This window comes from Gordonia sp. YY1, assembly GCF_009872315.1.
Taxonomy (GTDB): Bacteria; Actinomycetota; Actinomycetes; order Mycobacteriales; family Mycobacteriaceae; genus Gordonia; species Gordonia amicalis.
This window is the reverse complement of sequence record NZ_WXYI01000008.1, coordinates 147,068-170,522: the sequence shown is the minus strand read 5'-3', so window position 1 is coordinate 170,522 and position 23,455 is coordinate 147,068. Positions and strand designations below refer to the sequence as shown.

Sequence of the window (23,455 nt, the reverse complement as noted above, 5' to 3'; positions counted from 1 at the left end):
CGTCACGAAGGGGCCAGCATCACCTGGAACAGCACTTCCGCGCGGATCTCGAAACCCAGTTGCTCGTACAGGCGGATGGCGTTCACGTTGGTCGCGTCCGCGTGAAGTATCGGGGTGGCGCCACGCTGTCGAATGCCGTGGGCGAGGGCGAGAACCAGTCGTGACGCAAGTCCTTCGCCGCGGTGCGCGGGATCGGTGCAGACCGCGCTGATCTCGGTGTAACCCGGTAGGGCGAGTCGTTCGCCACCCATCGCGACGAGCCGCCCACCGCGCCGGATGCCGAGGTAGGTGCCCATCTCAATGGTGCGCGGACGGAACGGTCCGGGACGTGTGCGCCGGACGAGGTCGATCATCTCCGGTACGTCGCCCGCGGCCAGGGGGACCGCCTCGGCGTCGGGTTCCGCGGACACGCCTGCGTCGATCATCTGCACCCCGGGTCGACGCATGGTCGTCTGCCATTCCGCCGGTGGGGCGTCGGCGACGACGGGGATGAAGAGAGAACCGCCGGGGCCGACCAGTCGGGCGGCGTCGGCCCAGTCGCCGGGGGTCGGGTCGTCCGGCAGGGCCGCCATCGGGCAGACATCGGGGTGGTACCGCAGCGCGGTGCCGACACGTTCGGCGAACCGCGCATGGGGGCCGGTGAGGGCAGCACGTGCCGGGTTGCCGAGCTGCCGGTGGCCGGAACGCTCTGTACCGCTCATGGATTCGTCGACGCTTCCGACCACACGACGACGATACCCGGCCGTGCGCCGACCACGATGACCGCGAGCGCTCGGGATGTAAACGCACACGCGGGAACCGGACTCGCCGGACATCCGGCTGCTCGCCGCCTTACGATCGGAGCGACCGAACAGTGCTGGTCACGACGATCTGCCGTGCGTCGACGGCGAGATCCAGGGCCGAAGGAGCCGCGCTTGACCACGAGTGACAGTTCCCCCGGCGCTGACCGGGAAGCGGCCCGAGACCTCGCGTTGATGCTCGTGCTGACGTTCGCGACCGGCGTCGTCGACGCCGGCGGTTTCCTCGGTCTCGACACCGTGTTCCTGGGGAACATGACCGGGAACGTCCTGATCCTCGGGATGGGTGCTGCCGGCGCCGACGGACTGCCGGTGTTCTCCGTGGCGCTCGCCCTCGTCGCGTTCATCCTCGGCGCCGGGTTGGCGAGCCTGTTCCTACGGTCGGATCGGCGTGGGTGGAGTCCGCGGTTGACCGCTGTGCTTGCGGTGTCGGCGTCGCTGGTCGCCGGTACCGCGGTCATCATCTGGGCACAGTCGACGGAGCATGTGGCAGCGATGTTCGCCGTCGGGATGACCGCGTGCGCGATGGGCATGCAGGCTGCGGCGGCGCGCAACATCGGTGTCGCCGACGTGACGACCGTCGTCGTGACGTCGACGATCACCGCATGGGCGATCGACATGTTCGCACGGCCCGGTCGCGCGACGATCGTGAACCGTCGATCCGCGGCCATCGTGTCAATCCTGTTGGGCGCCTTGGTCGGAGCGCTGCTGGTCAAGGTCGCGCTGTGGTCGGTGTTCGCGGTCGCCGCGGTCATCAGCGCGGTCGTCGTGGTGTGCGGATACGTGCTTGCGTCGGCAGGTGCTGGTGAGCAGGCGGGCGTCTGATCAGGTTGCGTTCTGTCCCGGGTCGCGGGCATAAACGCAACCTGATCCCGGCGGAGTGCCTCCGCAGGTGGGCTGATCCGAACTCTCGGAAGTCAGGACGCGGAGTGATCGACCACCGCGATCGGGTGTCGCGCCGCGTGATGGGCGGCGCGGGTCACCGAGGTGGTCCAGACCGGGAAGGCGGTACCGGCGCGCGGTCGGGTGATCACCAAAAGTGACGCCTGCGGCACGGCTTCGGCGAGCGAGCGATGGGGATCGCCGTTGACGAGCTGAACGTTGACGGGGCAGTCCGGGTACTGCCGCCGCCACGGGTCCAGGAGGGTGTCGGCGCGCGCGTACGCATCGGAGACCTGTTCTGGCGCAGCGTCGTCGGGTATTGCACAGATGATGGTCACCCGCTGGCCGATGTCGCGTGCCCGCTCGAAGGCGGTCTTGATGGCCTGATCCGACGGCGCGTCGACGTCGACCGCCACGACGACCGGGCCGTCGAAGCACACATTGCCGAAAGGCACGGTGACGACGGGGCATTTCGACCGTGCGGTGAGAATCGCACTGACGCTTCCGGAGGTGAGTCGTTCCAGCCAGTTCGCGCGGTGGTGCCCCAGGACCAGCAGGTCCACGTGCTCCGACACCTGCAGCAGCAACGGGACCGGGAGCTCTGGCCTGACGAGCGTGTCCACCCGTAGCTGCAAATGGTCGGCGCGAAGGGAATTCGCGACCGCGTCCGCCCGGGCGAGCGCGGCATCGCGAATGTTCTCGATGTCGAACTCGGCCAGGCCCTGTGCGGCGCCCGCAGGAGCGTATCCGTGGACGAGCAGCAGCCGCCCGCCGCGACGGACGGCAGCCGCCGCACCCCATCGTGCGGCGGCTTCCGACTCCTGGCTGTGGTCGAGCCCGACCGCGATCGTCTTCATCGCGGACTGGTGTCCTCTGTGGTCAGTGCGGCCGCGGCGGCCTCGGCCCGGCGCTCCTCATCGCTGCTCATCGTCTTGAGGGCGACCTCCATGATGAAACAGATGGCGACGAGGCTGAGCGCCGCCATGATTCCGGCGACCAGGAAGATGCGGGCCGTGCCGTCACCGTACGCGCCGCGGACGATATCGGCGATCGGGCCGGGCAACTCGTTCAGGTTCGACAAGCCGGCCTGCGAGCCGCCGGTCTGCCCGGCGTTGATGCCGACTGCACTCAGCCCCTGCGCGATGAGGTCGGAGACATGGCTGGACAGGACCGCACCCAGCACCGACACACCCGACGCGCCGCCGAGCGAACGGAAGAACGTGACGGTCGAGGTGGCCGCACCCAGGTTCGCGGGGCTGACGTTGTTCTGGACCGCCAGCACCAGGTTCTGCATCGTCATACCCATACCGATACCGAGGACGAACAGGTACACACCCAGAATCCTCATGTCGGTGTGCGCGTCGATCGTGGCCAGCAGTCCGAAGCCGACCGTCATCAGCGCCGCACCGGCGACTAGGTAGACCTTCCAGCGTCCGAAGCGGGTGATCATCTGTCCGGAGATGGTCGCCGAGACCATCGAGCCGATGATCATCGGGAGTGTGAGCAGGCCCGCCGCGGTCGGCGAGTAGCCGCGGGCGACCTGGAAGTACTGACCCAGGAACACCGCACCACCGAAGAGGGCGACACCGACGGCGACGCTTGCCAGCGTGGCCAGCGTCGTCGTGCGATCGCGGAACAGATGCAACGGGATGATGGGGCTGCTCACCCGCGACTCGACGAACACCGCGGCCGCCAGCAGCACCAGCCCCAGCGCGACGAGTGCGTAGGACGCCGCCGACGCCCAGTCGAAGCTCTTCCCGGCGAGGGTCACCCAGATCAGCAGAATGCTGACACCCGCGGCGATGAGGACAGCGCCGCCGTAGTCGATGCTGACCTTCTTGCGGATCACGGGGAGGTTCAGCGTGCGCTGGATGACCAGCAGTGCCGCGACGGCGAGCGGCACGCAGACGTAGAAGGTCCAGCGCCAGCCGAGCCAACTGGTGTCGACTATCAGCCCGCCGATCAGCGGACCAGCAACCGTGGCGACCGACATCACCGCGGCCATCGGACCCTGGTAGCGACCGCGCTCACGCGGGCTGAACATGGTTGCCACCACGATGACGACCAACGCCTGCAAACCGCCCAGACCCAGACCCTGGATCACACGGAACCCGATGAGCATGTCGACGGACTGCGAGGTCCCGGCGAGGACGGATCCGATGGTGAACAGGGCCAGTGACATCTGCACCAGCAGCTTCTTGCTCACCAGATCCGCGAACTTGCCCCAGATCGGGGTGGTGGCGGTCGACGCCAGGAGGGTCGCGACGACCACCCAGGTGTACTGGTTCTGTGTGCCGTGCAGATCGGTGATGATCGTCGGCAGTGCATTGGAGACGATGGTCGAGGACAGGAAGGCGACGAACATCCCCAGCAGGAGGCCGACCAGTGCCTCGATTCGCTGGCGATGGGTCATCGGGATGTCCTCGACCTCCACCGGCCCGGCGGCGGGTGCGCTCATCCTCTGATACCTCCGCGGTACGCGTCCGCGTGCTGCCGGCGATGTTCGCGCACGTGGACGGCAAATTGTTGAAAGCTGCAACTAAAGGCAGACGTGAAGGTTGTAACACGCAACTAAGCGGGATTGTTCCTGCTGTGTTCGACGCCTCAGTCGCGGGGCATTTGTTCTGACGACGAGGATCGCCGACTCCGAGCGGGTCGGTTCGACGCTCCTCGACGCGAGCGCGCAGGTCGACGATTACGCGTTGGGCGGCGCGGTGTGGGTACTGGCGTCGTCGAGCCGATCGGCGAGAGGCATCACCGAGGACTGGACCGAATCCGACCGGGCATCGGCGGTCGGGAGCGGGGCTACCAGGAGATCTCGATCTCGATCTCGGATTCCTTCTCGCCGCGCTCGAACTCGACCTTGAGCTTGACCTGCGGGGGGACGTCGATTCGCACGGTCTTGTTGTTGGCGACGAACGACACCTCATTGTGCCGGGCGATCGCATCGGCGAGGTCGCGAAGCCGCTGGGCCGCTTCTTCGCGGGTCAGCGTGGTCTTGGTCTTGTGCTCGAACAGTTCGTCGCCCATGCGTTTCATCTGAGCCGATGACACGCCGGCGGTCAAGGTTCAGAGGTTCAAAAGACGGGAATCTCCAGCGGTCGCGGCGATCTCCCGACCACTGGCGGCGTCGGTGCGTTCGTACTGTGCGGCTGCAGCCCGGGTGCTCTGCTCGAGGTCCGCGAGCTTCTGCAACAGGTCTCTGGTGAATCGGTCCGAGCGGTCCACGAACTCGTCGAAAGCCCGCGGACGCCATGGTCGACCAGCCGCGACCGCACGAGGCCACCGCCGCATCGCTGCTCTTGAGATGGGTCTCCGCAAGGTCGGCGGTCGTCGTGATGGTTCGGGCGGAGTGCCACAGAACTTCGGGATCGACCTCTGACTCGTGAGCAGACATACCGGCACCCCCGTGCGTTGAAGTATGTTTCTGGTGCAGGTAGCAGGCTACCCGCAGAGCCGGTCGGGGGTTACGTGATGCGTGCGGGATGGGTTGCGGTGGTACTCGCGGCCGTTCTGTGTGGAGGGGGGTGCTCCGCGGTGGACGAAGCGACGTTCGGACCGTCGGACGACGTGTCCGCGGCGAGAGTGGCGGAGTTGAACGGGCAGCTTCGCGGGCTACCGAGCCTGGAAGCGACCCTGGATGATTTCCGCGCCATGCGGGAGGCGATCGTCGAGCAGGTCGAGGTGATCGCGCCCGGCGTGAGGTTCGAATCGACCAATCCGCCGGACAACCTGTTCCCGGACTACCGGAACCCCTGCTCGGGCGAGTGGCTGGAGACCGACGGCAGGACCGTCCAGCTCGACCGTCGGACATCCCCGGTGCCGATCAGCGAAGAGCAGTGGCCCCGAGCCGTGGAGATCGTGCGTTCTGCCGCTGCCGCGGCGGGGTTGACGAACGAGACGTGGACACGAAATCAGCCGGGTGACCGAGAGGTCCGGTTCTCCGACGACGAGAACGGTTCCGTCAAGTTCGGCACCTTCGAGGCAGCGCTACTGTCGATCCGGACGCCGTGCAGGCTCCCCGCCGGCCCCGCGGAAGCGGTGACTCCGCCGGCCGCGGACGGATCGAACGCCTCGTCGCCGGGCTGACTCCACGGATCTTGCCCGAATCGACGCCTGGGACACCGGCGCGCTCGACACGATGGCCGACTCCCTCGCGAAACGCGTGACGACCGTCGGCGAGATCGAGGGTGCGCTACGGACAGCCGGCGAGCTGCCGGGCTGGTTCGGCGATGCGGCCGACGCCGCCCGACAGCTGTACGCGGTCACGGTCGATGACCTCCGCGACGAAGCCGCAGTCCTCGGTGCGGCCCGGCAGCTCGCCGTCGAGACCTCCTCGGCGGTCAAACACCTCCAAGGCCGACTCGCCGGTCTACGGGTGCAGGCCGCGGATGCGTCGATGACCATCCACGACGACGGGTCCGTGACCGCCGCACCGACACCCGACCCGGAGGACGACGAAGCGCGGGAGGACCTGCGGAAGGCACTGGAGACCGCGGTGAAGGCACTCATCACCCAGGCAACCGATGTCGACGCCGATGCCGCGCGGGTGTTCGACGCCATCCGCGACGGCAAGATCACCGCGAACGATGCCGGGAGCATGGAAGAGGCGACGAAGGCGGGGGCTGGACAGGGCGGGCTCACCCCTCTCGAACCGCCGGCGGGCAAGTCGCCCGACGAGGTGAATGCCTACTGGGACGCGCTGGCTCCCGAGCAACAGCAGGAGCTGTTACGCGACCGACCGGATCTGCTGGGCAACGTCGACGGCATCCCGTCGCCGATCAGACATGCTGCGAACGTCGCCCGGCTCGACGACGTGCTGAGACAGCTCGAGGATCGTCGGGATCAGCTCACGAGGCAGATCAGGTTCGGCGGCCTCTTCACCAACGAGGACGCCGAACTCGAACAGGTCGGGAAGAAGATCCGGGATGTGCAGACGCTGCAGGAGTTGATGGCCGACAACGAGTGGAGCCCGTCGAATCTGAATGGTCGGATGCTGCTGGTGATGGACATGTTCTCCGGGGAGCAGGGCAAGGCGGCGATCTCCATCGGCAATCCCGATGATGCCGACCATGTCTCGGTCACGACGCCGGGACTGAACACGAACATCCGGAACAGCTTCGGATCCATGCTGGGTGAGTCGGCAGCTCTGCGCGACGAAACGCTCGACGAGCTCCAGCGCGCCGGACGCGGACACGAGAGGGTCGCCACCGTCTCGTGGCTCGATTTCGAACCGCCGGACTCCGACGGCAGCCGTCCGTCCGGATGGTCGTGGCTGGAAGTGGCGCAACAGGATCGGGCGAGCGACGGTGCGCCGGAACTGGCGAACTTCTACCGTGCGATCGATGCGACGTCGAACAAGGCGGACCCGCACATCGTCGCACTCGGGCACTCCTACGGGTCGCTGACGCAAGGACTGGCGCTGCAGACCCCCGGCGGACATCCGGTCGACGATGCCGTTTTCTACGGCTCTCCGGGATTCGAGGCGAACGACGAACCCGAGCTGGGGCTCGAGGACGGTCACGGGTTCGTCATGCAGGGCGAGAGCGACAGCATCTCGTACGGTCAGTCCCTCGGGCCCGTCGGCCCCAACGGTCCGCGGCCAACCTCGACCGACCTCGTGCAACTCGAAGTCGACGATCGAACCACCGCCGACGGTGTGGAGCGGCAAGGCGCATTCGGGCATGCCGACTATCCCCGCGACGGGAACAACGGTGAGCTACGCGTGTCCGGCTATCTGATGGCCCGGATACTGGCCGGCCTATCCGCCGAATGACCGCAGCGGACGCAGGAACTCGCCGCTGACCTGCACGGCGGGCGCCGACGACCCGCCGCCGACGACGAGCGTCGCGAAGGCGAGGTCGCCGACGATACCGGCGAACCACCCGTGTGGGTTCTTGTTGTCACCGTACTCGGCGGTGCCGGTCTTGCCGCCCAGGTCGGGGATGTCCTGCAACGCGGTGGCGGTACCGCGGGTCACGGTGTCGCGCATCATGCTTCGCAGTGCACGGACCACGTCGTCGGGAATCTGTTCGGGTTCGGTGTCGCCGGTGGTGCGCTGTCCCTCGACCAGCGTGGGCGTGACGGTCTCACCCCGCGCGAGACTCGCTTCGGCCAGCGCCAGACCGAACGGGCTGACGGTCACCGTGCCCTGACCGATTCCGTTCTCCACGCGCAGGGCAGGGGTGTCGGCCACGGGCACTCGTCCGGTGACGGTGGTCAGGCCCGGGACCGTGTAGTCGGCGCCGATGCCGAATCGGCGGGCCATCGTGGTCAACCCGTCGGCGGGGAGTCTGTTCGCGAGAGCTCCCATGGTCGTGTTGCACGAGCGGGAGAAAGCTGTTGGCAGCGCGACGGTTCCGAGGTCGAAGTCGTCCTCGTTGGGGATGGTTCGTCCCTCGATCGTCGTGCGCCCGGGACAGGGAACCTGCGACGTCGGCTGCACCACCCCGGCGGCCAATGCCGCTGCGGTGGTGATGGTCTTGAAGGTCGATCCCGGCGGGTACAAGCCGGTGAGGGAGACCGCGCCGGACCTGTCGGCGGCGTCGTTCTGGGCGACGGCGACGATCCCGCCGGTCGACGGGGAGATGGCGACGATCATCGCGGGACGTCGTTCACCGTCGACGGCGCGTTGTGCCCGGGTCTGGATGTCTCGGTCGATGGAGGTGCGTATCGGCGGCGTGGTGCCCGGTTGCGCGGAGTCCACGAGATGCGTTGGAGTGCCGTCGTTGTCGACGATCTGGATCGACCAGCCGGCCGTGGCGTCGATCGCGCCACGCCAGATGTCCTCGAGTCCCGACATCGCGGGCGAATGGAGGTCCCTGGTGGCACTGAGGAGCGCACCCTGCTCGGTGTTCGTCACGCCGGCGGTCGACTCGACGCTGCGCCGGACACGTTCGAGATCTGCTTCACGCAGCCTGATCACGGTCTGACGCGGGGCGTTGTTGCCGTCGAAGAGCTTGCGGATCCCGGCCGCCGTCATCGACGGTTCGACCGGTCGCAGCGCACGGGCCAACGTCTCGGCCGAAGCGAGTTGTGCCCGTTCGAGACTGATCAACGTCACCGGCTGCCACGTCATCAGCGGGCGCGCATTGGTATCGAGAACCGGTGTGCGGTAGGCGCGGTCGTCGCTGTACGAGAAGGACTGTCCCGCGCGGAGTTGCCGGTGCATGACCGATGGTTGCCACCGGACGCGCCAGCCCGAATCCGTCTCGGCGAGAACGACCGACGTCTGGTAGGCCGTATTGGTGTTTCGGATCTGCCACTGATGGTCGAGCGTTCCGGTGACCTTCTTGTCGTCGACGAGGTCGGCGGCGACCGACAGTTTCGGGGTGGAGCCCATACCGTCGAAGATCGACCGGATCGTCGTGCGAGCCGTCGTCGGGTCGTCGGTGAGCCCGGCGGCCGCGTCGACATCTCCTCGCTGCAGTGCGTCCGCGAACGACTGCAACGTGTCCTCCGGCGAGTCCTTCGACAGGAAACACCCCGACAACGTGCCGACCAGCACCGCGAGAACACTCAGGATCACCAACAACCGACGCATGTGGCCAGACAACCGACCCGAGCCTCCCCACGCAAGGTCACGACGCGCGATGACGCCATAGCGAAACGCTATCGGGGCAGGTTGCCGCGCTACTCAGCGGGAGTGCGGAGCTCCGTGACGACCGTCCGGGCGACCTCACCGATGGCCCGGTCCACGTGCGGCAGTGCGGGCTCAGACCGTGCACTCGACGTGAAGACCGCGACGGCGACCGGCAACTCACCGGGGAACTCGACGACGCCGATCTCGTTGCGGATCGCGACCAGGGTGCCCGTCTTGCCCGCAACGGTGACCCGTCGGAACGGAAATCCAGACGCGAGGCGCGAGGTGAACACTTGACGACGCATGGTGTCCCTGATGAACGCACACATCTCGTTCGACGCCGCGTGGTCGGTCCAGACCGCGGACAGCAGCGTCGTGCAGTCCCGAGGCGTGGACGAACTGGAGTACGCGGCGTCGTAGGCGCTGACCGACGTGTCGTCATCCGGGTCTGCGAGCGCGGCGAAAGCCTCTGCCACCGTGCTTGTCCCGGTTTCCCGCTGGAGACGCTGGTGTAGCTCTGCGACTCCGCCGACGATCCGGGTGTTCGCGACACCGAGCGTTGCAAGGTCCTCGCGTACGCGGTCGAGTCCGATCTCGTCGAGGATGACGTCGGCGGCGACGTTGTCGGAGACGGTCATCATCGAGGTGGCGAGGTCTCGCCGGCTCAGTGTGATCGGATCGCGCAACGCGGCCAGTCCGGTCGGACCCTGTGCCCATTGTGTCGGGTCGACCGTCACCGACGAGGTCAGGTCGATGTCACCGCGATCTGCGCTGCGGCACAACGAGATCAGTAGAGCGAGCTTGTACACCGAGGCCAGGACGACCGGAGCGTCGGCGTCGAAGGAGTATCCGATCCGTGGGGAACCGATCGTCGTCGCATGTATCCAGCCGGAACAGCCGGCGTCGGCGAGGGTCTCCGTGACGTCGCGGTCGACCCGCTTCCGCACGTGTAGGGGCAGCTCAGCTGGTTCTGGGTTCACCCGGCGGCCTTGCTGATCTTCCACAGTGCCGCCGTTGACACGTCCGCGACCTCGGCGAGTGCGGATTCCCGGTAGACGACCCGGAGTCGCAGCGCCGTGGCGTCGCGCCCGATGGGGAGACACCGAACGCCGTCGAGCGACGCGAGACGTTCCGGGTCAACGGTCAGGCCGAAGGCTCCGCCACCGGCGACCGCGGCCACCAGGTGCTCGGAGGACGAGACGGCCAGGATTCTTGGATCGAGTCCGGACTCGCGGAGGCGGTCGATCAGCTGGTCATGAGCCGGCGGATTCGCGGCGCGCGGCGGGTGGCAGAAGTCCAGGCCCGCAAGGTGGCGCAACCGGGGACGTGCTGCGGTGGTGACCGGATGACGGGCCGGCACGACGACGTGGCGTCGGAACACGACGACCGGGCCGGTGGTGAGAGTGCCGGTGACGCAGGGCGCGTCGACGATGGCCAGGTCGAGCGTGCCCGCCGACACCTGCTCGATCAGACTCACCGCCGCGGCACTCACCATCTCCTGACCGGACGACACGTCGCCGAGGCGTTGTGCGACAGCGGCGACGGCCGCGCTCCCCGCGAGAGGTACTGCACCCCAACGCAGTACCTCAGAACCCTCGTGAAGGCGTCGGGCTTCGCCCAGGAACCGCGCCGCGTCGTCGATGAGGAGTCGTGCCCGGGGTAACAGGTCGCGACCGGCGTCGGTGAGTTCCGCACCGCGGGAGGTGCGCCGGATGAGCTGAACCCCGAGTTCCCTCTCCAGGCGGCGCAGCCCCTGCGACACCGGTGGCTGCGTCATCTCCAACCGGGCGGCCGCGTCCCCGAAGTGGCCCTCCTCGGCGACGGCGACGAAGAACCGCAGGTGCCTGACGAGATCCACGGCTTCCAGGATGGCACGGCATCGTCGACCTGCTCCACAAACCCACCACGGATGGAGATTTCCACCCCCTCGCAGGGGGGTGGAAATGCTGAAAAGGGGTGGGTTTGCGGGTCAGCGCAGGAAGGTCGCGGCCGCGTCGGCGAGGTCGAGCAGCGGTTGCGGGAAGATGCCGAGCACGACGGTGGCCAGCGTGCAGACCGCGATGCCGGTGGTGGTGAGGATGCTGGGCTTCACGACGTGCGGGGCATCGCCGGTGGGGACATCGTCGAAGAACATGGCCACGATGATGCGGATGTAGACGTAGGCGGCGATCGCGCTGCTGATCACACCGATCACCACGAGAACGCCGCCACCGCTGCCGGCGGCCGCGGCGAAGACGTCGAACTTGGCGATGAAGCCGCTCGTGAGCGGGATGCCGGCGAAGGACAGCAGGTAGACCGCGAACATGGCGCCGACCAAGGGATACCGTCGGCCCAGACCCGACCACTGGGTGAGATCGGTCGCCTCACGCCCGGACAGATGAGGATTGCGGACGGTCGCGGCGGTGCCGTGGACCGCGGCCGTGCGCGCCGACGTGCTCGTGTCCGCGTCGGGTTCGCGGATCACCGCCACGGTCGCGAAGGCGCCGAGGGTCGTGAAGGCGTAGGCGGCCAGATAGAAGAGCGTCGCGCCGAGCCCGGCATCGTCGAAGGCGATCAGGCCGAGCAAGATGAACCCGGTGTGTGCGATCGACGAGTAGGCGAGCATCCGCTTGATGTCGTTCTGGGTCACGGCCATCACCGAGGCGATGACCATCGACGCGATCGCCACCGCCCACAGCGCCGGTTCCCACTGGTCGCGCAGCGCCCCGAAACCGACGTAGAAGACCCGGAGGAGCGCACCGAACGCCGCGACCTTGGTGGCCGATGCCATGAACGCGGTGACCGGGGTCGGGGCCCCCTGATAGACATCGGGAATCCACGAATGGAACGGCACCGCACCGACTTTGAACAACAGTCCGACCGCGAGCATCGCCAAACCGATCAGCGCCAGCGTCGTGTCGCCACCGGTACCGGCGACGTCGGTGATCGACGCACCGATCGTCGACAGGTTCAACGAGCCGGTCGCCCCGTAGACGAATGCTGCACCGAACAGGAAGAAGGCCGACGAGAAGGCGCCCAGCAGGAAGTACTTCAGAGATGCTTCCTGCGAGATCAGCCGACGACGCCGAGCCAGCCCGCACAACAGGTAGAGCGGCAGCGAGAAGACCTCCAGCGCGATGAACATGGTGAGCAGATCACCGCACGCCGGGAACAGCATCATGCCGCCGACCGCCAGCAGTGCCAGCGGGAACACCTCGGTCGTCACCGCCCCGGCACGAGTCGCCTCGAACTCGGCGTCGGTGTTCGGGACCGAGGCGCCGGACGGGGTGAACATGTCCGCGTCGACGCCCCCGCCGTTGAATCCTGCTCTGCCGGACTGATCGTCGGTGACCGCGGCGCCGGCCAGGGTACGCATGGTGACCGGCGCGACGACCCGCTCGAGCCGACGTTCGGCGATGAACCCGACCGCGATGATCGCGATGATCAGCAGGAGTCCCTGCAGATACAGGGTCGGGCGGTCCAGAACGACGGCCCCCGACATCGCGAACTGTCCGTTCGAGCCGTCCGCTGTCTGTGCGGCCGTCACGGTGGCGAGCGCAGCGAGCGCGACGACGAGTCCGCCCAGCGAAAGCCCGAGTTGCAGTGGGTACCTCAGCCTGCGCGGAGCGAAGGCCTCTACCAGGACCCCGATGACACCTGCGCCGAACACGATCAACATGGGCGACAGGGCCGCGTACTCGACGCTCGGGGTCTCGATCGCGGCCAGCGGCGTCGAACTCAGCGCAACGACGGACGGACTCATCGGTGGGCCTCCGCATCGGTGGTGGGGCCCTCAGGCCGGTCGTGGGCCGGGATCGGGACCGGGTCCGCCACCGCGGGTGCGGGATCGGTGACCCCGACCGTGGTGAGCGTGCTCTGCACCGCGGGATCGATCAGGTCGATCATCGGCTTGGGATAGACCCCCAGGGCGATGAGTAGCGCGAGGAGCGGTACGACGACGGCCAGCTCGCGGCCGGCGAGGTCGCGTATCGACGACACCCGCACGTCGTCGGGCTTCGGGGGGCCGCCCATCATGCGCTGATAGGTCCACAGGATGTAGATCGCGGAGAGCACCAGCGCGGATGATGCGAGGACCGCCGCCACCGGGTAGCGCGTGAATGTGCCGATGAGGACCAGGAACTCGCTGATGAACGGGGCGAGGCCGGGTAGCGACAGGGTTGCCAGGCCCGCGACGAGGAAGGTGCCGGCGAGGACGGGGGCGACCTTCTGGACCCCGCCGTAGTCGGCGATCAGCCGACTGCCGCGGCGCGACACCAGGAACCCGGCGATGAGGAACAGGGCGGCGGTGGAGAGTCCGTGGTTGACCATGTACAGCGCCGAACCGGTCTGTCCCTGATCGGTCATCACGAAGATGCCCAGGATGATGAAACCGAAGTGCGAGATGGAGGTGTAGGCGATCAGGCGCATGACGTCGGTCTGGCCGATGGCCAGGATCGCACCGTAGACGATGCTGACGACCGCGAGTCCGCAGATCAGTGGCGCGAAGTACCGGCTCGCATCCGGGAACAGTTGCAGGCAGAACCGCAGCATCGCGAAGGTCCCGACCTTGTCGATGACGGCCATCATCAGCACCGCCGACGTCGGGGTGGCCGCGACCGCAGCATCGGGAAGCCACGAATGCAGAGGCCACAGCGGGGCCTTCACCGCGAACGCGAACATGAAACCGAGGAACAGCAACTTCGCGAGGCCGGTGGTGTCGTCGATCTGGCCGCTCGACACCGCGGCCACGATGTCGCCGAGCGCGAAAGTCCCGCCGCCATCAGCCCCGACGCTGTTCTGTGCGGAGACGACGTACACGCCGATCACGGCGGCGAGCAGGAGCAGACCGCCGAACAGGTTGTACAACAGGAACTTCACCGCCGCGCCGGAGCGGTTGGGTCCGGTGCCGAAGCCGCCGATGAGGAAGTACATCGGGATGAGCATGGCCTCGAAGAAGATGTAGAAGAGCAGGATGTCCAGCGCGACAAAGCTCATCAGCACCATCGCCTCGGTGGCGAGGAGCAGTGCGAGGTAGATGTGCGGACCCTTCTGGGCGCGTCCGCCCGAATGGTCCAGCGACCCGGCGGATTCGGCGTCGTGCCAGCCGGCGAGCAGGAGCAGGGGCAGGAGTGCGGCCGTCAACAGGATCAGGACCAGGCCGATCCCGTCGAGCCCCAACGCGTATCGGGTTCCCAGCGCCGGAATCCAGCTCACGTCTTCGGTGAACTGGTATCGCTCACCGGCCGGATCGAATCCGATCGCGAGGCCGACGGCCACGACGAGGACTCCGAGCGTGATGGCGAAGGCGAACCATCGAGCCGCCGCGGGACGGCTAGCGGGTATCGCGAGAACGAGGGCCGCGCCCACCGCGGGTGCGAACCAGAGGATCGTCAGCCAGGGGATGTTCACAGCACGTTCACCGCCATCACGAGCGCGACGATCAGGGTCGTCCCGGCGAACATCGACAGCGCGTAGGACCGCACATAACCGTTCTGCCACCTGCGTATTCGACGCGACGTGCGGGTCACGGCAACGCCGACGCCACTCGTCAGACCGTCGACGCCGTCGGACTCCACGGCGACCAGGCCGGCGGTGACGCGCTGTCCGGGACGCATCAGCAGCTCTTCGTTGATCGTGTCGCCGTACAGATCATGCCGTGCCGCGACCGTCAGCACCGACACGTCCTCGGGTGCGAGGACGAGCACCGGCCGGGTGGCGTACTGCCGGTAGGCGATCGCGACGCCGACCGCGACGACGACGAGGATGATCGCGGTCATCGCCCACACCGGGATCAGATGATGAGCCGTGTGTTCGCCGACCACCGGTTCCAGCCAGTGCTCGAGCGACCCGCCGATCGCGAGCAGCCCGCCGGAGGCCACCGAACCCAGTGCGATCAGAACCATCGGTCCGGTCATCACCCTGGGCGACTCGTGCGGATGCGGGACAGCGGCATCCGTGCCGTCGTGCCACCGCTTCTCCCCGAAGAACGTCAGGAGCATCACGCGGGTCATGTAGAACGCGGTGATACCCGCCCCGAGAAGCGCTGCACCACCGAGGATCAGCCCCTTCGCGCCGCCTTCCCCGAACGCGGCCTCGATGATGTGGTCCTTGGAGTAGAAGCCCGCGAACGGCGGGACTCCGATGATCGCGAGATAGCCGACGCCGAAGGTGACGAAGGTGATCGGCATGAGCTTGCGGAGTCCGCCGTAGCGTCGCATGTCGGTCTCGTCGTTCATCCCGTGCATCACCGATCCGGCACCGAGGAACAGGCCGGCCTTGAAGAAGCCGTGCGTGAGAAGGTGCAGGATGGCGAACGCATAGCCGGCCGGACCGAGTCCGGCGGCCAGGACCATGTACCCGATCTGGCTCATCGTCGACGCCGCGAGCGCCTTCTTGATGTCGTCCTTGGCGCAGCCGATGATCGCACCGAACAGCAGCGTCACCGATCCGACCACCACGACACCGACCTGTGCGACGGGTGCCAGGTCGAAGATCGGACCCGAGCGCACGATCAGATACACGCCGGCGGTCACCATCGTCGCCGCGTGGATCAGCGCGGACACCGGGGTCGGACCTTCCATCGCGTCGCCGAGCCACGACTGCAGCGGTACCTGAGCAGACTTGCCGCACGCCGCGAGCAGGAGCACGAAACCCAGTGCGGTGAGGGTTCCTTCGCCGGCCTGGGGAGCGCCGTCGAAGACCGCGGTGAACGCGACCGATCCGAAGGTGGCGAACATGATCATCAGTGCGACGGCGAGTCCGATGTCGCCGACGCGGTTGACCACGAAGGCCTTCTTCGCCGCGGTCGCCGCGGTCGGCTTGTACTGCCAGAAGCCGATCAGCAGATACGATGCCAGGCCCACACCCTCCCAGCCGAGATACAGGCCGAGATAGTTGTCGGCGAGGACGAGGACGAGCATCGCCGCGAGAAACAGGTTGAGGTAGCCGAAGAATCGTCGGCGGTCGGGGTCGTCGGACATGTAGCCGATCGAGTAGACGTGGATCAGCGACCCGACACCGGTGATCAGGAGGACGAAGCACATGGACAGCTGATCGAGGCGGAAACCGAAGTCCACCTGCAAGTCTCCGACCGGCACCCAGCGGAACAGTGTGTCGGTCACCCCGCGGTCGTCGGCCGGGCGGGACACCATCCCGGCGAACATCACCAGTCCGACCACGAACGACGCGATCGCCGCGGCGGTACCGAGCAGATGACCCCAGCGATCGGTGGCACGACCGCCGAGGAGAAGGATCACCGCACCGGCGAGCGGGAGCGCGGGGACCAACCAGAGCAGTGACGCGGTCAGTTCGGCGTTCACCAATCCTCCTCTACCGCTTGAGCAGATCCGCGTCGTCGACCGACGCCGAGCGGCGCGATCGGAAGATGGTCATGATGATGGCGAGCCCGACGACCACCTCGGCTGCGGCGACCACCATCGTGAAGAAGGCGATCACCTGCCCGTCGAAGGACTGGTTCATCCGAGCGAACGTGACGAAGGCGAGATTGGCGGCGTTGAGCATCAGCTCGATGCACATGAACACGACGATCGCGTTGCGTCGCAGCAGGACCCCGGCAGCGCCGATGGTGAACAGCAGTGCCGAGAGGTAGAGGTAGTTCTCCGGGTTCATGCGCGCCCCCGGGGATTCTGGCCCTCGGGATTCTTCGGACCCTTCGAGTTCTTCTGCCGCAACGTGCGTGCGGCCAGGATGGCGTTCACCGAGAGGTCGGAGGGACTCCCGTCGGGGAGTCGCGCCGGGACGTCGACCGCGTTGTGGCGGGCGTAGACACCGGGACTCGGCAGGGGCGTGAGGTTGACGCCGCTACGGAACCGGGCCTGCGACAGCTCTTTCTGGGTCAGGCGCGGACCGAACCGCTCCCGGTGGGCCAAGACCATCGCGCCGAGGGTGGCGGCGATGAGCAGGGCGCCGGTCAGTTCGAAGGCCCACAGATAACGGACGAAGATCAGTTCGGCGATCGCCTCGATGCCGTAGTTGCTGTCAGTATCAAGTGCGCCGGGCGCGGTCGCGCCGGTGGTGACCGCGATGGTTGCGTTGCCGATCCCCGCGATCAGGAGCACACCGAAGCCGAGTCCGACGAGGGACGCGGCCACGCGCTGCCCTCGCAGGGTCTCTTTGAGTGAGTCCGATGAATCGACGCCGATGAGCATGAGCACGAACAGGAACAGCATCATCACCGCGCCGGTGTAGACGACCACCTGCACGACCCCGAGGAACAGTGCGCCCTGGGCCACGTAGAAGACCGCGAGAACGATCATCGTGGTGGCCAGGAAGATCGCCGAATACACGGCCTTGGTGGCGAACACGACACCCAGTGCGCCGACCACCGCGACGACGCCGAGTACCCAGAACTGCACGGCCTCCCCGGTCGAGGTGCGGACCAGTTCGTCGGCGAGAAGCGTCGTCATCGATCCGGGCGTCATGGCCGCGGCTCCCGTGCACCCTCGCGCACAGTCGGAGTCGGCAACGGGGTCAGCCGGCCGTCGGAGGTGATCTCACCCCGGTAGTAGTTCTCCTCGGTCGATCCCGGTGCCATGGCGTGCGGCGGCGGTTCGACGCCCGGTTGCAGCGGCGCCAGCAGCCGGTCCTTCTCGTAGATGAGGTCGGCGCGGTTGTCGTCGGCGAGTTCGTAGTCGTTGGTCATCGTGAGCGCACGCGTCGGACACGCCTCGATGCAGAGTCCGCAGCCGATACACCGCAGATAGTTGATCTGGTAGACCCGCCCGTATCGCTCACCGGGCGAATACCGCTCGTCTGGTGTGTTGTCGGCCCCCTCGACATAGATGGCGTCGGCCGGACACGCCCAGGCGCACAACTCACACCCGATGCACTTCTCCAGTCCGTCGGGGTGCCGATTGAGTTGGTGGCGACCGTGATAGCGAGGTGCGGTCGGTCGTTTCTCCTCGGGATACTGTTCGGTGATGCTCGGCTGGAACATGCCACCGAAGGTGACGCGTAATCCACTGACGGGCTTGAGGAAATCAGGCATCGGTGGTCTCCCTGCTCGGCGTCTGATCGGCGGGAAGGGGCAGATCGGGATCGGTGCGGACCGGCTGCGATCTCGAGTCCGGTGCGGGCATCGGCGGGATCGGGAACCCGCCGGCCATGGCGTCGAATGCTGCCGGACGTTCGGGTTCGGCGGCCGTCTCCGGCACCTCCGGTACCCGCATCATCCGCCAGATCGCATAGGCGATGAGGCCGGTCACCACGAGACCGGCGCCCGCCGAGATGAGGGCCCGGATGAGTTCGGCGTTGTCGCCGCCGACGAAGGCGCGGATGATCGCCACGACCATCACCCAGGCGAGCGAGATCGGGATGAGCACCTTCCAGCCCAGGTTCATGAACTGGTCGTACCGCAACCGCGGCAGGCTGGTTCGGAGCCAGATGAACACGAACAGGAACGCCCAGACCTTGATGGTGAACCAGAGGACGGGCCACCATCCGGAGTTCGCCCAGTCGAAGGCACTCAGCGGCCACGGGGCCTGCCAGCCGCCCAGGAACATCGTGGTGGCGAGGGCCGAGACCGTCACCATGTTGATGTACTCGGCAAGCATGAACATGGCGAACTTCAGCGACGAGTACTCGGTGTGGAAGCCGCCCACCAGCTCGCCCTCGGCCTCGGGCAGGTCGAACGGGGCGCGGTTGGTCTCGCCGACCATCGAGATCGCGTAGATCACGAAGGACGGGAGCAGCAGCAGGAAGTACCAGTGGTGTTCCTGCGCCGCGACGATCCCGGACGTCGACATCGTCCCGGCGTCGAGGAACACCGCCGCGAACGTGAGTCCCATCGCGATCTCGTAGGAGATCACCTGGGCGGTGGACCGCAGCCCGCCGAGCAGTGGATAGGTGGAGCCCGACGACCAGCCGGCCAGCACGATGCCGTAGACGCCGACCGATGTGACGGCGAGGACATAGAGCACCCCGACGGGCAGATCGGTGAGCTGCAAGGGGGTTTCGTGGCCGAACACCGAGACCATCGGTCCGAACGGGATCACCGCGAACGCCATGACCGCCGGTACGACCGCGATGATCGGTGCGAGGAGGTAGATCACCTTGTCCACGCCGGTCGGGATGATGCCCTCCTTCAGCGCGAGTTTCACGCCGTCGGCCAGGCTCTGGAGAATCCCGCGGGGTCCGACGCGGTTGGGTCCGATCCGGGTTTGCATGCGCGCCATGATCTTGCGTTCGAGCAGGATCGCGACCAGCGGGTTGACGACCAGGAAGGCGAACACGGCGACGGCCTTGACGACGATGAGCCAGATGGGGTCGTGGCCGAAATCGGTGAGGTCGGGGTAGTCGATGGCGAGCGTGAGCGTGTTCATCGGACGCCTCCGGCTGTGTTCATCGGGACGCCTCCGGCGACGTCGGCCGCCGAGGCAGGCGACAAGGCGACGAGATCGCCCGCCTGTGCCCGCAGGTCCGCGTGGACACGCGATCCGGGCGAGTTGAGCGGGACCCAGACCACCCGGTCGGGCATGTCGGCGTATTCGACGGGCAGCGCGATCTCCCCGTCGGCGGTGCTGACCCGGACCCGCCCGCCGACCGCGACACCGGCTTCGGCGGCGGTCCTCGCCGACATGCGCGCGACCGGTGGACGCGCGGTCCCGGCGAGGTGCGGTTCACCGTCCTGCAGACGACCGAGATCGAGCAGCATGTGCCAGGTCGCCAGCACGGCCTGACCGGATTCGGGTGCGCGCAGCGGACGTTCATGAGCGACGACGGGCGAGCGGTCACCCGACCACGCCCCGATCCGGCGCAGGTCCAGGTGGATGGTCTGAGGCCCGTCGCAGCGCAGTTCGACGCCGAGACGCCGGGCCAGGGCGTCCAGGACCCGGTGTTCGGGGATGTGCCCCGACTCGGTGAGCGCGGCGGTGAAGCTGCGCGGCCTGCCTTCCCAGTCGACGAAGGTACCTTCCTTCTCGGCCACCGCCGCGACCGGGAACACCACATCGGCGTGCGGCGTCACCGTCGAAAGTCGCTGTTCGAGACTCACGACGAACGGTGCGGCGGTGAGGGCTTCGTTCGCGGCCGCCGGGTCGGGGAGATCCTCGAGGTCGACACCGGCGACGACCAGTGACAGTCCGTGATACCGGGCCGCGTCGAGGATGCCGGTGGTGTCCCGACCGGGATGCGTCGGGATGCCGGGCCCCCAGACAGCCGACACCGATTCGCGTGCACTGCGGTCCGTGATCGGTCGACCGCCCGGCAGCAGCCCGGCCATGGCGCCGACCTCGAGTGCACCGCGTTCGCCGGCCCGTCGGGGAATCCAGGCGATGCGGGCGCCGGTGCGGTCCGCGAGATCGGCAGCCGCCCGCAACCCACCCGGAGCGGCGGCGAGCCGCTCACCGGCGACGATCACCGATCCGGGCTCGCGGAGATGGTCGGCGACCTCGGCCGAGGTGAGGATCTCCGCCTCGGCACCGGGCTTCGTGGCGAACAGTCGCGCGTCGAGCTTCTGTGCTCCGCGGCTCGCGTACGGCGCCACGGTGGCCACCCGCAGCCGGTCGGTCCGCACCGCCCGGCGCAGCCGGAGGAAGACGATCGGGGATTCCTCCTCGGGTTCGACACCGACGAGGAGTACCGCCGGGGCGGCGGACAGGTCGTCGTAGGTGGTCTCGAGCCCGCGCCCCGCGACCCGGCTCGCGAGGAAGGACGCCTCCTCGGTGCTGTGGACGCGTGCACGGAAGTCGATGTCGTCGGACTTCAGGACCGTGCGGGCGAAACGTGAGTAGGCGTAGGCGTCCTCGACGGTGAGACGTCCGCCGGTCAGGACACCCACGTTTCCGATGGTCGCCGAGAGCCCCTCCGCAGCAACACGGATCGCGTCGGCCCACGACGCCTCCCGAAGTTCGCCGTGCCGGTCGCGGATCAGGGGAGAGGTCAGACGGTCGGCCGCGGTCGCATACGCGAACGCCCATCGCCCCTTGTCGCAGTTCCACTCGGAATTGACCTCGGGGTCGTCGCCGGCGAGGCGGCGGAGCACCTGGCCGCGCCGGTGATCGGTGCGCTGGGCGCATCCGCTCGCACAGTGCTCGCAGACGCTCGGTGTCGAGACCAGGTCGAAAGGCCTTGCACGGAACCGGTACTGCGCACCGGTCAGCGCGCCGACCGGGCAGATCTGCACGGTGTTGCCGGAGAAGTACGAGTCGAACGGTTGGTCCTCGTAGATGCTGACCTGTTGCAGCGCACCGCGATCCGCCAGCTCGATGAGCGGGTCGCCCGCGATCTGTATCGAGAACCGCGTGCACCGGGCGCACAGCACACATCGTTCGCGGTCGAGCAGGACCTCGGACGACAGCGGGACCGGCTTGGTGAACGTGCGCTTGACGCCGTCGAACCGGGACTCGCTGCGGCCGGCCGACATGGCCTGGTTCTGCAGTGGGCACTCGCCGCCCTTGTCGCACACCGGGCAGTCGAGCGGATGGTTGATCAGCAGCAGTTCCATCACGCCCCGCTGGGCATCGGCGGCGATCTGGGAACTGAGCTGCGTCCGGACGACCATCCCGTCGGTGGCCGTTGTCGTGCACGACGCCAGCGGCTTTCGCTGACCCTCGACCTCGACGAGGCACTGGCGGCAGGCGCCGACCGGGTCGAGCAGCGGGTGGTCGCAGAAGCGGGGGATGGTGATGCCGATCTGTTCGGCGGCGCGGATCAGCAAGGTGCCCTTCGGAACCCGGACCTCGTGCCCGTCGATGGTGATCCCGACGAGGTCTGCCCCGGTCGTCGGATCGCTACCGTGTGTGAGGGTCATCGGACACCTCCCGTCGGGTTGCCGCCCGGTGAGTCGAAGACCGTCGACAACGAGTGGTCGAACGGGCAACCGTGGTCGAGATGAGCGAGGTACTCCTCACGGAAGTACTTCAGCGAGGACACGATCGGGCTGCCCGCGCCGTCGCCGAGCGCGCAGAACGACTTTCCGACGACGCTGTTGGTGACGTCGGCGAGGGTGTCGAGATCGGCGGTGGTGCCGCCCTCGTGCTCGAGCCGGTGAAGTAGTTGCACCAGCCAGTACGTGCCCTCGCGGCACGGTGTGCACTTTCCGCACGACTCGTGCGCGTAGAACTCGGTCCAGCGCAGGACCGCGCCGACGACACATGTCGTCTCGTCGAAGATCTGAAGAGCCTTGGTGCCCAGCATGGAGCCCGCGGCACCGACTCCCTCGTAGTCGAGGGGGACGTCGAGATGCTCCGGCGTGAGGAGCGGCGTCGACGACCCGCCCGGGGTCCAGAACTTGAGTTCGTGTCCGGCGCGTACGCCGCCGGCGCGTTCGAGGAGCTGCCGCAGGGTGATACCGAGCGGTGCCTCGTACTGGCCCGGATGCGTGACATGGCCGGACAGCGAGTACAGGGTGAAACCAGGGGACTTCTCGGTACCCATCGAGCGGAACCAGTCGACGCCGTTACGGATGATGGACGGCACGCTCGCAATGGATTCCACATTGTTGACCACGGTCGGACTGGCGTACAGACCGGCGACCGCCGGGAACGGCGGGCGCAGGCGTGGTTGGCCGCGACGGCCTTCGAGCGAGTCGAGGAGAGCCGTCTCCTCACCGCAGATGTAGGCGCCGGCGCCGGCGTGCACGACGAGCTCCAGGTCGAAGCCCGATCCCAGGATGTCGGTGCCGAGATAGCCGGCGGCGTATGCCTCGTCGACCGCGGTGCGAAGCCGCCGCAGAACCGAGGCGACCTCCCCGCGGACGTAGATGAACGCATGATGCGCGCGGATGGCATACGCCGCGATGATCACCCCCTCGATCAGGGTGTGCGGCGTCAAGAGCATGAGCGGCATGTCCTTGCAGGTGCCGGGTTCGGATTCGTCGGCGTTGACCACGAGGTAGTGCGGAATCGACGGTTCGGCGTCGGGAGATTCTTCTTGGGGGATGAACGACCACTTCATCCCGACCGGGAATCCGGCACCCCCGCGTCCCCGGAGGCCGGAGGCCTTGACCATCTCGATGACGTCGGCGGGCGGGGTGTCGAGCGCGGTACGCAGGCCGCGGTAGCCGTTGTGGCGCAGATGATTCGCCAGGGACCAGGACTCGGGCTCGTCCCAGTGGCGGGACAGGACCGGGGTTTCCGGCGGATCGGGTTCGGGTGGTTCGGGGGTTTCGACGCGGCTCCTCGCTGCGCTCGGTGCCGGCTCAACCGGCGGGGGTGGCTTCGTTGCGCTCGGTGCCGGCTCAACCGGCGGGGGTGGC

At 67.5% G+C, this 23,455-nt stretch carries 19 protein-coding genes; 3 read left to right on the top strand and 16 right to left on the bottom strand.

The annotated features are described in order from the left end of the window. Window positions 1-2: 2 nt before the first annotated feature. Window positions 3-701 carry a GNAT family N-acetyltransferase gene (locus BPODLACK_RS13075; protein ID WP_006435211.1) on the bottom strand — a complete coding sequence of 233 codons (699 nt, stop codon included), beginning with the start codon at window positions 699-701 and terminating at the stop codon, window positions 3-5. A gap of 213 nt (window positions 702-914) precedes the next feature. Here BPODLACK_RS13075 and BPODLACK_RS13070 point away from each other — a divergent pair, with 213 nt between their 5' ends. After that, on the top strand, window positions 915-1,622 hold the full coding sequence (locus BPODLACK_RS13070) for a YoaK family protein (RefSeq protein ID WP_006435210.1): 708 nt from the start codon (window positions 915-917) through the stop codon (window positions 1,620-1,622). A gap of 92 nt (window positions 1,623-1,714) precedes the next feature. Here the strand turns inward: BPODLACK_RS13070 and BPODLACK_RS13065 are convergent, their stop codons facing one another. From BPODLACK_RS13065 to BPODLACK_RS13055, 3 genes are all read right to left on the bottom strand, one after another. Further along, window positions 1,715-2,536, bottom strand: a complete 822-nt coding sequence (locus BPODLACK_RS13065) for a universal stress protein (protein WP_024498757.1) — start codon at window positions 2,534-2,536, stop codon at window positions 1,715-1,717. Then, complete coding sequence (locus BPODLACK_RS13060; protein WP_024498756.1) at window positions 2,533-4,137, bottom strand: MFS transporter; 1,605 nt, start codon at window positions 4,135-4,137, stop codon at window positions 2,533-2,535. The genes BPODLACK_RS13065 and BPODLACK_RS13060 overlap by 4 nt, the downstream gene beginning before the upstream one ends. 347 nt (window positions 4,138-4,484) lie before the next feature. After that, window positions 4,485-4,709 carry an amphi-Trp domain-containing protein gene (locus BPODLACK_RS13055; protein WP_006435207.1) on the bottom strand — a complete coding sequence of 75 codons (225 nt, stop codon included), beginning with the start codon at window positions 4,707-4,709 and terminating at the stop codon, window positions 4,485-4,487. Window positions 4,710-5,216: 507 nt separating this feature from the next. Between BPODLACK_RS13055 and BPODLACK_RS13050 the strand changes: the two genes are divergently transcribed. Both BPODLACK_RS13050 and BPODLACK_RS13045 read left to right on the top strand, forming a co-directional pair. Further along, a complete protein-coding gene (locus BPODLACK_RS13050) occupies window positions 5,217-5,768 on the top strand; it encodes an LppA family lipoprotein (protein ID WP_232513049.1) in 552 nt (183 codons plus the stop codon). 52 nt (window positions 5,769-5,820) lie between these two features. Beyond that, window positions 5,821-7,455, top strand: coding sequence for an alpha/beta hydrolase (locus BPODLACK_RS13045; RefSeq protein WP_024498755.1), 1,635 nt, complete (start codon window positions 5,821-5,823; stop codon window positions 7,453-7,455). On the opposite strand, the gene BPODLACK_RS13040 is transcribed toward BPODLACK_RS13045, so the two are convergent. The 12 genes from BPODLACK_RS13040 to nuoF all read right to left on the bottom strand — a co-directional run. Continuing rightward, complete coding sequence (locus BPODLACK_RS13040) at window positions 7,441-9,222, bottom strand: penicillin-binding transpeptidase domain-containing protein (RefSeq protein ID WP_006435203.1); 1,782 nt, start codon at window positions 9,220-9,222, stop codon at window positions 7,441-7,443. The two genes, BPODLACK_RS13045 and BPODLACK_RS13040, sit on opposite strands and share 15 nt — an antisense overlap. Window positions 9,223-9,311: 89 nt before the next feature. Next, a complete protein-coding gene (locus BPODLACK_RS13035) occupies window positions 9,312-10,241 on the bottom strand; it encodes a serine hydrolase (RefSeq protein WP_006435202.1) in 930 nt (309 codons plus the stop codon). Continuing rightward, entirely contained in the window at window positions 10,238-11,119 is an 882-nt protein-coding gene (locus BPODLACK_RS13030; RefSeq protein WP_024498754.1) for a LysR family transcriptional regulator, read from the bottom strand. Before BPODLACK_RS13030 ends, BPODLACK_RS13035 begins: the two co-directional genes overlap by 4 nt. 111 nt (window positions 11,120-11,230) lie before the next feature. Next, the gene (gene nuoN, locus BPODLACK_RS13025; protein ID WP_024498753.1) at window positions 11,231-13,003 is read right to left on the bottom strand and encodes an NADH-quinone oxidoreductase subunit NuoN; all 1,773 of its coding nucleotides are present in this window, start codon (window positions 13,001-13,003) and stop codon (window positions 11,231-11,233) included. Further along, on the bottom strand, window positions 13,000-14,649 hold the full coding sequence (locus BPODLACK_RS13020; RefSeq protein WP_024498752.1) for an NADH-quinone oxidoreductase subunit M: 1,650 nt from the start codon (window positions 14,647-14,649) through the stop codon (window positions 13,000-13,002). The genes nuoN and BPODLACK_RS13020 overlap by 4 nt, the downstream gene beginning before the upstream one ends. Further along, window positions 14,646-16,559, bottom strand: a complete 1,914-nt coding sequence (nuoL, locus tag BPODLACK_RS13015; protein ID WP_006435198.1) for an NADH-quinone oxidoreductase subunit L — start codon at window positions 16,557-16,559, stop codon at window positions 14,646-14,648. Before nuoL ends, BPODLACK_RS13020 begins: the two co-directional genes overlap by 4 nt. A 10-nt stretch (window positions 16,560-16,569) precedes the next feature. Continuing rightward, a complete protein-coding gene (gene nuoK / locus BPODLACK_RS13010; RefSeq protein ID WP_005200546.1) occupies window positions 16,570-16,869 on the bottom strand; it encodes an NADH-quinone oxidoreductase subunit NuoK in 300 nt (99 codons plus the stop codon). Next, complete coding sequence (locus BPODLACK_RS13005) at window positions 16,866-17,681, bottom strand: NADH-quinone oxidoreductase subunit J (RefSeq protein ID WP_024498751.1); 816 nt, start codon at window positions 17,679-17,681, stop codon at window positions 16,866-16,868. Before BPODLACK_RS13005 ends, nuoK begins: the two co-directional genes overlap by 4 nt. Next, window positions 17,678-18,247, bottom strand: coding sequence for an NADH-quinone oxidoreductase subunit NuoI (nuoI, locus tag BPODLACK_RS13000; RefSeq protein WP_006435196.1), 570 nt, complete (start codon window positions 18,245-18,247; stop codon window positions 17,678-17,680). The genes BPODLACK_RS13005 and nuoI overlap by 4 nt, the downstream gene beginning before the upstream one ends. After that, window positions 18,240-19,580, bottom strand: a complete 1,341-nt coding sequence (gene nuoH / locus BPODLACK_RS12995) for an NADH-quinone oxidoreductase subunit NuoH (RefSeq protein WP_006435195.1) — start codon at window positions 19,578-19,580, stop codon at window positions 18,240-18,242. The genes nuoI and nuoH overlap by 8 nt, the downstream gene beginning before the upstream one ends. Then, a complete protein-coding gene (locus BPODLACK_RS12990; RefSeq protein ID WP_024498750.1) occupies window positions 19,577-22,009 on the bottom strand; it encodes an NADH-quinone oxidoreductase subunit G in 2,433 nt (810 codons plus the stop codon). Before BPODLACK_RS12990 ends, nuoH begins: the two co-directional genes overlap by 4 nt. Further along, window positions 22,006-23,455, bottom strand: a 1,450-nt coding sequence (gene nuoF / locus BPODLACK_RS12985; RefSeq protein ID WP_236577667.1) for an NADH-quinone oxidoreductase subunit NuoF, incomplete at its 5' end; no start/stop codon positions are given. The genes BPODLACK_RS12990 and nuoF, both read right to left, overlap by 4 nt.

Coding starts and splice junctions, on each gene's coding strand:
- BPODLACK_RS13045 (WP_024498755.1), top strand. CDS start 5,821: ATGGCCGACTCCCTCGCGAAACGCGTGACGACCGTCGGCGAGATCGAG.
- BPODLACK_RS13060 (WP_024498756.1), bottom strand. CDS start 4,137: ATGAGCGCACCCGCCGCCGGGCCGGTGGAGGTCGAGGACATCCCGATG.
- nuoK (WP_005200546.1), bottom strand. CDS start 16,869: ATGAACCCGGAGAACTACCTCTACCTCTCGGCACTGCTGTTCACCATC.
- BPODLACK_RS13075 (WP_006435211.1), bottom strand. CDS start 701: ATGAGCGGTACAGAGCGTTCCGGCCACCGGCAGCTCGGCAACCCGGCA.
- BPODLACK_RS13055 (WP_006435207.1), bottom strand. CDS start 4,709: ATGGGCGACGAACTGTTCGAGCACAAGACCAAGACCACGCTGACCCGC.
- BPODLACK_RS13005 (WP_024498751.1), bottom strand. CDS start 17,681: ATGACGCCCGGATCGATGACGACGCTTCTCGCCGACGAACTGGTCCGC.
- BPODLACK_RS12990 (WP_024498750.1), bottom strand. CDS start 22,009: ATGACCCTCACACACGGTAGCGATCCGACGACCGGGGCAGACCTCGTC.
- nuoN (WP_024498753.1), bottom strand. CDS start 13,003: ATGAGTCCGTCCGTCGTTGCGCTGAGTTCGACGCCGCTGGCCGCGATC.
- BPODLACK_RS13040 (WP_006435203.1), bottom strand. CDS start 9,222: ATGCGTCGGTTGTTGGTGATCCTGAGTGTTCTCGCGGTGCTGGTCGGC.
- nuoI (WP_006435196.1), bottom strand. CDS start 18,247: ATGCCTGATTTCCTCAAGCCCGTCAGTGGATTACGCGTCACCTTCGGT.
- BPODLACK_RS13065 (WP_024498757.1), bottom strand. CDS start 2,536: ATGAAGACGATCGCGGTCGGGCTCGACCACAGCCAGGAGTCGGAAGCC.
- nuoH (WP_006435195.1), bottom strand. CDS start 19,580: ATGAACACGCTCACGCTCGCCATCGACTACCCCGACCTCACCGATTTC.